Annotated in this window: 9 protein-coding genes; all 9 read left to right on the top strand. The window is 60.1% G+C overall.

Annotation, left to right across the window (positions count from 1 at the left end; genetic code table 11):
• The coding region (locus ACTS2Z_RS06690) for a CTP synthase (RefSeq protein WP_442572444.1) at nt 1-1,169 on the top strand (1,169 nt) is incomplete at its 5' end.
• 278 nt (nt 1,170-1,447) lie between these two features.
• Nucleotides 1,448-1,630 carry a 50S ribosomal protein L32 gene (gene rpmF / locus ACTS2Z_RS06685; RefSeq protein ID WP_442572443.1) on the top strand — a complete coding sequence of 61 codons (183 nt, stop codon included), beginning with the start codon at nt 1,448-1,450 and terminating at the stop codon, nt 1,628-1,630.
• Between the two features lie 165 nt (nt 1,631-1,795).
• Nucleotides 1,796-3,073, top strand: a complete 1,278-nt coding sequence (eno, locus tag ACTS2Z_RS06680) for a phosphopyruvate hydratase (protein WP_442572442.1) — start codon at nt 1,796-1,798, stop codon at nt 3,071-3,073.
• Between the two features lie 117 nt (nt 3,074-3,190).
• Nucleotides 3,191-3,505 (top strand): FtsB family cell division protein, encoded by a 315-nt coding sequence (locus ACTS2Z_RS06675; protein ID WP_442572441.1) that lies wholly within the window; start codon nt 3,191-3,193, stop codon nt 3,503-3,505.
• Nucleotides 3,506-3,638: 133 nt separating this feature from the next.
• The gene (gene pdhA, locus ACTS2Z_RS06670; protein WP_442572440.1) at nt 3,639-4,697 is read left to right on the top strand and encodes a pyruvate dehydrogenase (acetyl-transferring) E1 component subunit alpha; all 1,059 of its coding nucleotides are present in this window, start codon (nt 3,639-3,641) and stop codon (nt 4,695-4,697) included.
• 18 nt (nt 4,698-4,715) lie between these two features.
• Nucleotides 4,716-6,143, top strand: coding sequence for a pyruvate dehydrogenase complex E1 component subunit beta (locus ACTS2Z_RS06665; RefSeq protein ID WP_442572439.1), 1,428 nt, complete (start codon nt 4,716-4,718; stop codon nt 6,141-6,143).
• A 5-nt stretch (nt 6,144-6,148) separates the two neighbouring features.
• Nucleotides 6,149-6,898, top strand: a complete 750-nt coding sequence (locus tag ACTS2Z_RS06660; RefSeq protein WP_442572438.1) for a hypothetical protein — start codon at nt 6,149-6,151, stop codon at nt 6,896-6,898.
• Between the two features lie 5 nt (nt 6,899-6,903).
• Entirely contained in the window at nt 6,904-8,280 is a 1,377-nt protein-coding gene (locus ACTS2Z_RS06655; protein ID WP_442572437.1) for a pyruvate dehydrogenase complex dihydrolipoamide acetyltransferase, read from the top strand.
• 36 nt (nt 8,281-8,316) lie between these two features.
• Nucleotides 8,317-8,808 (top strand): FAD-dependent oxidoreductase (locus ACTS2Z_RS06650; protein ID WP_442572436.1); only part of this gene is annotated, 492 nt, incomplete at its 3' end.

Genomic DNA, 8,808 nt, shown 5'->3' with positions numbered 1-8,808 from the left:
AGGCCATCCGCCAGCTTGGCCAGGAGCTGGGCCGCGACAACGCCATCTTCATCCACGTTACCTTGCTGCCCTATATCAAGGCGGCCGGCGAGATGAAGACGAAGCCGACCCAGCACTCGGTGAAGGAACTCCGTTCCATCGGTATCCAGCCGGATATCCTGCTGTGCCGCTGCGAGATTCCGATCGACCCGTCCGACAAGCGCAAGATTGCCCTGTTCTGCAACGTGCCCGAAAGTGCCGTCATCGAGGGGCGTGACGCGTCCTCGCTCTATGACGTGCCGCTGGAATACCATGCCCAGGGATTTGACAACGTGGTCCTGGAACGTTTCGGCCTGAGCGATGCGCCTGAACCGGACCTCACCCGCTGGCAGGCAATCTCCAAGGCCGTGAACGAGCCTGATGGTCAGGTGACCATAGCCGTTGTCGGCAAGTACACCGTACTGATCGACGCCTACAAATCGCTGATGGAAGCGCTCAACCATGGCGGCATCGCCAATGGCGTGAAGGTGAAACTGCGCTGGCTGGACTCCGAGCAGTTCGAAAAGCCGGACGCGTTTTCACCGCTGGAAGACGTTCACGGCATCCTGGTGCCCGGCGGCTTTGGCGAACGGGGTGCCGAAGGCAAGATTGCCGCTGCCCGCTTTGCCCGTGAGCGCGGCGTTCCCTATTTCGGCATCTGTTTCGGCATGCAGATGGCCGTCATCGAGGCCGCACGTAACCTGGCCGGTATCGAGGGCGCAGGCAGCTCTGAATTTGGCGAACCCAAAGTGCCGCTGGTCGGCCTGATGACCGAATGGGCCAAGGGCAATGAGCTCGAGCGCCGGTCCAAAGCAGGTGATCTCGGCGGCACGATGCGTCTTGGTGCCTATCCGGCCAAGCTGGTGCCGGGCACCCGCGCCCATGAGGTCTATGGCTCTGAAGACATTTCCGAACGCCATCGCCATCGCTACGAAGTGAATGTGCACTTCCGTGAACAGCTTGAAGCGGCAGGGCTCATTTTCTCCGGCCTGTCACCGGACGGGCTCCTGCCGGAAATCGTCGAGCACAAGGGGCATCCCTGGTTCATCGGCGTCCAGTTCCACCCGGAGCTGAAATCGCGCCCCTTCGATCCGCACCCGCTTTTTGCCAGCTTCATCGCTGCAGCGATGGAGCACTCACGGCTGGTGTAGGGGGAGGAAAGGGCGGCAGTCCGCGCCAGAGGTCCTGTCGACTCATCTCAACAGTACGTTCCGAGCCTTGATGTCGTCTGGCCTGCGGGCGGGACTGCGCCAAGGCATGATACACCAGCAAGCGCGGCGAATCACGTAAATGCTGGAAACGCCGCGCCAAGGCGCACCAGACAGGTTGCCTTGACGGTTCCAAACAGGTATAGCCCGCCGCTCACTGCTTCGCATAACCCATGCGGGGCAGGACGGATTTTTGAAAACGACAAGTTCAGGAGAGACCCATGGCGGTCCCTAAGCGCAAAACCTCCCCGTCCAAGCGTGGCATGCGCCGCGGCCATGACGCGATCGGCACCACGGCCTATGTCGAAGACAAGGACACTGGCGAGCTGCGCCGTCCGCACCATGTCGATCTGAAGACCGGCATGTATCGCGGCCAGCAGATCCTGACGCCGAAAGAAGACTAGCCGCCTGCGCTCCGGCGCGCGTCTGTCTGACATGACACTTGCAAAAGCCCTGCGCGAACATCCGCGCGGGGCTTTTGTCTTGACCGGGCCTCGGCTATCAAGCGCGCCAATAGCTTCCCTGCCTGCGCGGACGCTGTCCATGCAGCCTGATCCAAGGATGATCCCATGACCGCCATCACCGACATCATCGCGCGCGAAATTCTCGACAGCCGCGGCAATCCCACGATCGAGGTCGATGTCGAGCTGGAGGATGGTTCTATCGGCCGGGCAGCCGTGCCGAGCGGCGCATCCACCGGCGCCCATGAGGCCGTGGAGCTGCGCGATGGAGGCGACCGCTATCGCGGCAAGGGCGTGCGCAAGGCGGTGGAGGCCGTCGAGGGCGAGATTTTCGATGCGCTGGCCGGTTTTGATGCCGAGGAGCAGCGCCGCATCGATCAGACCCTTATCGCGCTTGATGGTACCGCCAACAAATCGCGCCTTGGCGCCAACGCCATGCTGGGCGTGTCGCTGGCAGCGGCGAAGGCGTCGGCCCTTTCGGCCAACATGCCGCTCTACCGCTATCTGGGCGGCGTCAATGCGCGCGTCCTGCCAACCCCGATGATGAACATCATCAATGGCGGCGCCCATGCGGACAATCCGATCGATTTTCAGGAATTCATGATCATGCCGACCGGTTTTGACCGGTTCTCCGAGGCTTTGCGTTGCGGTGCGGAAATCTTCCATGCCCTGCGCGCTCGCCTGAAGGCAGATGGCCACAACACCAATGTCGGCGATGAGGGCGGTTTTGCCCCGGACCTGCGCAGCCCCGAGGAAGCGCTGGACGCCATCATGGCCGCTATCGAGAATGCGGGCTACAAGCCCGGCGAGAACGTCGTGCTCGCGCTCGACGTTGCCTCGACCGAGTTCTATCGCAACGGCAATTATGTTCTGGAAGGCGCTGGCAAGACCTATGACGGGGCCGGCTTCACCGCCTACCTGCAAGGGCTTGTTTCGGCCTATCCGATCATCTCGATCGAAGACGGCATGGCCGAGGATGACTGGGAAGGCTGGAACCTTCTCACCGCCGCGCTCGAGGGCGATTGCCAGCTCGTTGGTGACGACCTTTTCGTGACCAATCCCGAGCGCCTCTATCGCGGCATCCAGGAAGGAGCCGCCAACGCCATCCTGGTCAAGGTCAACCAGATCGGAACCCTTTCCGAAACGCTCGACGCCGTGGAAATGGCCCTGCGCGCCGGTTATGGCGCGGTAATGAGCCACCGCTCCGGCGAAACCGAGGACAACACAATTGCCGATCTCGCCGTGGCGACCAATTGCGGGCAGATCAAGACCGGTTCACTGGCCCGCGCTGACCGCACGGCCAAGTACAACCAGCTCCTGCGTATCGAGGCGGAACTGGGCGACATGGCTATCTATGCCGGACGCAGCGGCATCGCCGCAGAATAGGGAACCGGCGCTGGCGAATCACACAGCTTCCCGATTCGCCTAACGTTTCCTTTACGCTATCGCGCTAGCCTCCATCCTGTTCGATCCGCAAAAGGCGGACGGTGGATGGAGGCGGGTATGAATGCGCTAAAGCGCTTCATCCTGATGGGTCTGATGGTTGGCGTTCTGGGCTATGTTGCCCACCACGCCTTCTATTCTGACCGGGGGTTTGTGCAGCAGGCCACAGTGGCGGCGCGCATTGCGCAGGCCGAGGCTGAGCTGGAGGCGGTGCGCGCTGAGCGCCTGCGTCTTGAGGACAGGGTTGCACGCCTGTCACCCAGTTCGGGAGAGCTGGATCTCGACTATGTAGAGGAACGTGCCCGCGAAGTGCTGAACTTCGCTCACCCGCACGAAATCATTGTCCGTCTGGCGCCGCAACCGGTCGCCTACTGACGGATTGTGCGCCGCGCAATAAATTCTTCGCATACGCAAAAATACGGTTTCGGGCTTTACCGCCCTAGGCCCGTTCTGTTAATCCCGGCGAGTGTAAACGCTAGGGAGCGCGGAATTATTTCGCGTGTGAAATATGGCCGCCAGACAAACCGGTAGCGCCCGCAAGACGGGGTCGGCTTCTGCAGGTGCGAAATCGAAAGGCGGCACTTCCGCCGCCAAGGCAGGGGGCGCGGGTGCCGATGCCTATATCGGCTGGTATCGCGACATGCTGCTCATCCGTCGCTTTGAAGAGAAGGCGGGCCAGCTTTACGGCATGGGTCTGATCGCCGGCTTCTGCCACCTCTATATTGGTCAGGAAGCGGTCGTCGTCGGCGTGCAGAGCGCGCTGCGCGAAGGTGACCAGGTGATTACCGGCTACCGCGATCACGGCCACATGCTGGCAACCGGCATGACAGCCAATGGCGTGATGGCAGAGCTGACTGGCCGGGAAGGGGGCTACTCCCGCGGCAAGGGCGGCTCAATGCACATGTTCTCCCGCGAGAAACAGTTCTTTGGCGGCCACGGCATTGTCGGCGCACAGGTAGCCCTTGGCACGGGCCTCGCCTTTGCCAATCGCTATCGTGAGGACGGCAAGGTCTGCGCAGCCTATTTCGGGGACGGTGCCGCCAATCAGGGCCAGGTCTACGAAAGCTTCAACATGGCCAAGATCTGGGACCTTCCGGTGATCTACATCATCGAGAACAACCAGTACGCCATGGGCACTAGCGTGAAGCGCTCCTCGTCGGAGACCCATCTCTACAAGCGCGGCGTTTCCTTCAATATCCCCGGCGAGGAAGTCGACGGCATGGATGTGAACGCGGTCTACGAGGCTGCGAAGAAGGCCGTCGAGCACGCCCGTTCCGGCAAGGGTCCGTATATCCTCGAGATGAAGACCTACCGCTATCGCGGCCACTCCATGTCGGACCCGGCCAAATACCGCACCCGGGACGAGGTGAACGAGTATCGCGAGCACAAGGACCCGATCGATCTGGCGAAAAAGCGCATTCTGGATGGCAAGTTTGCCACCGAAGAGCAGCTGAAGGAGATCGAGAAGGAGATCAAGAAGATCGTCGCTGAATCGGCCGAGTTTGCCCAGTCCAGCCCGGAGCCGGACCCGTCAGAACTCTACACCGACGTGCTGATCGAATCGTAAGGCGAGGCAAGGCAAACCATGGCTATCGAAGTACTCATGCCCGCTCTTTCTCCGACCATGGAGGAGGGCACGCTCGCCCGCTGGCTCGTCAAGGAAGGCGATGAGGTAAAGTCCGGCGATGTGATCGCCGAGATCGAGACCGACAAGGCCACCATGGAGGTGGAAGCCGTCGAGGAAGGTGTTGTCGCCAAGCTGCTGGTTGAGGCCGGCACCGAAAACGTCAAGGTCAACGCGCCCATCGCCATTCTGAAAGAGGAAGGCGAAAGCGACGAGGCGGCGTCCTCAGCCACCAAAACCGCTGACACGCCGTCCGATAATGGCGACAGCAAGGGCAAGCAGGCGACCAGCGGCAAGGCTTCGGACCGTGCCGAGCCTTCCTCCGGCAGCTCAACGAAGGACGAAGGCGGGCTGAAGGCCAAGTCCTCCTCCCTCAAGGATCCTGAAATCCCTGAAGGTACAAAGATGGTATCCACCACTGTGCGCGACGCGCTGCGTGATGCCATGGCCGAGGAAATGCGCCGTGATGCGAGCGTCTTCGTCATGGGCGAGGAAGTTGCCGAATACCAGGGTGCCTACAAGGTCACCCGCGAGCTGCTCCAGGAGTTTGGCGCCAAGCGCGTGGTCGATACGCCGATTACCGAACACGGCTTTGCCGGTGTGGGTGTAGGCGCGGCCTTTGCGGGTCTTCGCCCCATCGTGGAGTTCATGACTTTCAACTTCGCCATGCAGGCGATTGACCACATCATCAACTCGGCCGCGAAGACGCTCTACATGTCCGGCGGGCAGATGGGCTGCCCCATCGTGTTCCGGGGGCCGAACAGCGCAGCGAGCCGCGTCGGCGCCCAGCACAGCCAGGACTATTCGGCCTGGTATGCCAATGTGCCGGGCCTGAAGGTTATTGCGCCGTACTGCGCAGCCGACGCCAAGGGCCTTCTGAAAGCGGCCATTCGCGATCCCAACCCGGTCGTGTTCCTCGAGCATGAGCTCATCTACGGTGAGAGCTTCGATGTGCCCGATGTCGATGACTGGGTTCTGCCTATCGGCAAGGCTCGGATCCGCCGGGAAGGCACTGACTGCACGATCACGGCCCATTCGCGCATGGTCGGCTTTGCCTTGCAGGCCGCCGAAAAGCTCAGCCAGGAAGGCATAGAGTGCGAGGTTATCGATCTTCGCACCCTGCGCCCGCTCGACACCGATACGGTCGTGGAAAGCGTGAAAAAGACCAACCGCATCGTCTGTGCCGAGGAAGGCTGGGGCCGCATGGGCGTTGGCGCGGAGATCGCTGCGGTCGTGACGGCAGAGGCCTTCGACTATCTCGATGCGCCGCCTGCCCGCGTGCACCAGGCCGATGTGCCGCTTCCCTACGCGGCCAACCTTGAAAAGCTCGCCCTGCCGGGTGTCGATGACATCATCAAGGCGGTCAAAGCCGTCTGTTACGCGGAGTAGATGTGATGCGTCACCTACTAAAATTGATGCTGGATGGAGCACCACCATCTCCTAGAGAAGCCCTGCTTCATTTCGAAGATAAATTAACAGATGACGCTTTAGACTATGCCAGTTTAGATGAGAAAGTCGCCGCTTATGAGTTTTTGTTAGCCTTTATAAATAAAAATTCAATTCCATTGCTTGAATATTATGACATTGATGCTCAGCAGCTATCTGGCTGGATGAACGCTATAAACTACGGTGAAGAAAAATATAAATTATATGTTCTGATGTCTCAGATTAGAGCAAACAAAAATAATATAATGTCTGGAAGCATTGAGTCTGATGTTGCACGTGCTCTTGAGGAATACGATGGCTTGATAAAAGCCCATCGACCGGTCGGGGAATTTGGATATGCAAGGTTGACTGGAGAAGAAAAAGAGGAATTAAGGGGGCACCTTGACCATATTCGTGGAATAATAGACCGGTCCGATATACCTAGTCAAAAAAAGAATGCTTTGTTTGTTAGAATTGCAAACTTACAAAAGGAAATAGATAAAGAAGGTACAAAAACAGACGAATTTTTTGCATTTATGGGCGATTTGTCCATGTGCGTCGGGCAAATGGCTAAAAATGCACAGCCTGCAACAGATGAGTTAAAGGCGATACTGCGCATCGTCATGCGTTCGCGCGCTGCAAACGAGCAAGCGGTGCTCCCGTCAAACAGCGAAACGGCGATGCTTCCCTTTGTTCGCGATGAAGAAGAAAGTGAGTAAGCGCCATGGCAATCGAAATCCTGATGCCTGCCCTCTCGCCGACCATGGAGGAAGGCACGCTCTCGCGCTGGCTCGTAAAAGAGGGCGATGAGGTAAAATCTGGCGATGTGATCGCCGAGATCGAGACCGACAAGGCCACCATGGAAGTGGAAGCCGTCGATGAAGGCCGCATCGGCAAGATCGTCGTCGATGGCGGCACCGAAGGGGTGAAGGTCAATGCCGTCATAGCCATGCTTCTGGAAGAGGGCGAAGACGAGAGTGCGTTGAAAGGCGCGGGCAAGGCAAAAGAGACCAAATCGTCCAAGGACGAATCCCCCCCTCCGTCCGCCAAGGCGGACACCTCCCCCGCAGGCGGGGAAGGAAAGAAGGGCGAGGATGCGGTTTCCTCCCCCGTTCACGGTGGGGTGAAGCGCGAAGCGGTGAACGCTGAGCGTAAGCGAGACGTAGGGGGGGATTCCCGCCTCAAGGCGTCGCCGCTGGCCAAGCGCATGGCCGCGATTGAAGGCCTCGACCTGTCTTCGCTCGAAGGCTCCGGCCCGAACGGCCGTATTGTAAAGCGCGACGTGGAAGCCGCGATCTCGCAAGGCGTGGCGAAGGCTCCAAAAGCCGACACGGCGCCCGAAACGAAATCCGCGCCAGCGCCCGCCAGGGCCGAGCCTGGCAAGATCAGCGTGGAAAGCCTGCATCTGGAAGACGGTACGTACGAAGTCGTTCCACTGGACGGCATGCGCAAGACGATAGCGCGCCGCATGACGGCGAGTTTCCGCGATGTGCCGCACTTCCCGCTGACCATCGATCTGGAACTGGATGCGCTGCTGAAACTGCGCTCGGAATTGAACGCCAAGGCGCCGGAAGGCGTGAAAGTGTCGGTCAACGACATGCTCATCCGCGCCTGCGCGCTCGCACTCGTCCGGGTGCCGGAAAGCAATGCCAGCTATACCGATGAAGGTCTGGTGATGCACCGCCACGCCGATGTGGCGGTGGCCGTCGCGATCGATGGCGGGCTGATCACCCCGGTGATCAAGAAGGCTGAAACCAAAGGCCTGGCGAAAATCTCCGAAGAGATGAAAGACCTTGCGGCCCGAGCGCGTGAGCGCAAGCTGAAGCCGGAAGAGTTCCAGGGCGGCACCTTCTCCATCTCCAATCTCGGCATGATGGGGATCAAGTCCTTTGCCTCCATCATCAACGAGCCGCAGGGCATGATCATGTCGGTGGGCGCCGGCGAGAAGCGTGCCGTGGTGAAGAATGACGCGCTGGCTATCGCCACCGTCATGACCGTCACGCTGACTTGCGACCACCGCGTGGTGGACGGCGCTGTAGGGGCGAAATTCCTCTCGGCCTTGAAACCGCTGATCGAAGATCCAGTGACGATGTTGCTCTAGGCCAATTGCCGCCCTTACCAGTCAGGAGTGCCGGACATGGCATCTGAAAATTTCGATCTCATCGTCATTGGCGGCGGGCCGGGCGGCTATGTCGCCGCCATCCGCGCGAGCCAGCTGGGCATGAAAACGGCTGTGGTGGAGCGCGAGCATCTGGGCGGCATCTGCCTGAATTGGGGCTGCATCCCGACCAAGGCGCTGCTTCGCACGTCCGATATCTACCATTTGTTCCAGCGCGCCGAGGAGTTCGGGCTGAAGGCCGATAATGTCCGTTTCGACATTGAGGCCACTGTCAAACGCTCACGCAAGGTCGCCGGGCGGCTGTCCGGCGGGGTGGGGCATTTGCTGAAAAAGAACAAGGTCACCGTCATCGAGGGCGAGGCGAAGCTGGAAAAGGGCGCCAAGGCGCCGAAAGTCGTCGTGAAGGCCAAGGACGGCAAATCCTCCACGCACGAGGCGAAGCACGTCTACCTCGCGACAGGTGCCCGCGCGCGCACCATTCCGGCGGCCGGGCTGGAACCTGATGGCAAG

This window comes from Glycocaulis sp., assembly GCF_052168375.1.
In the GTDB taxonomy this organism is placed as follows: domain Bacteria; phylum Pseudomonadota; class Alphaproteobacteria; order Caulobacterales; family Maricaulaceae; genus Glycocaulis.
The sequence above is the reverse complement of the archived record's forward strand: the minus strand, read 5'-3'. Positions and strand labels throughout refer to the sequence as shown.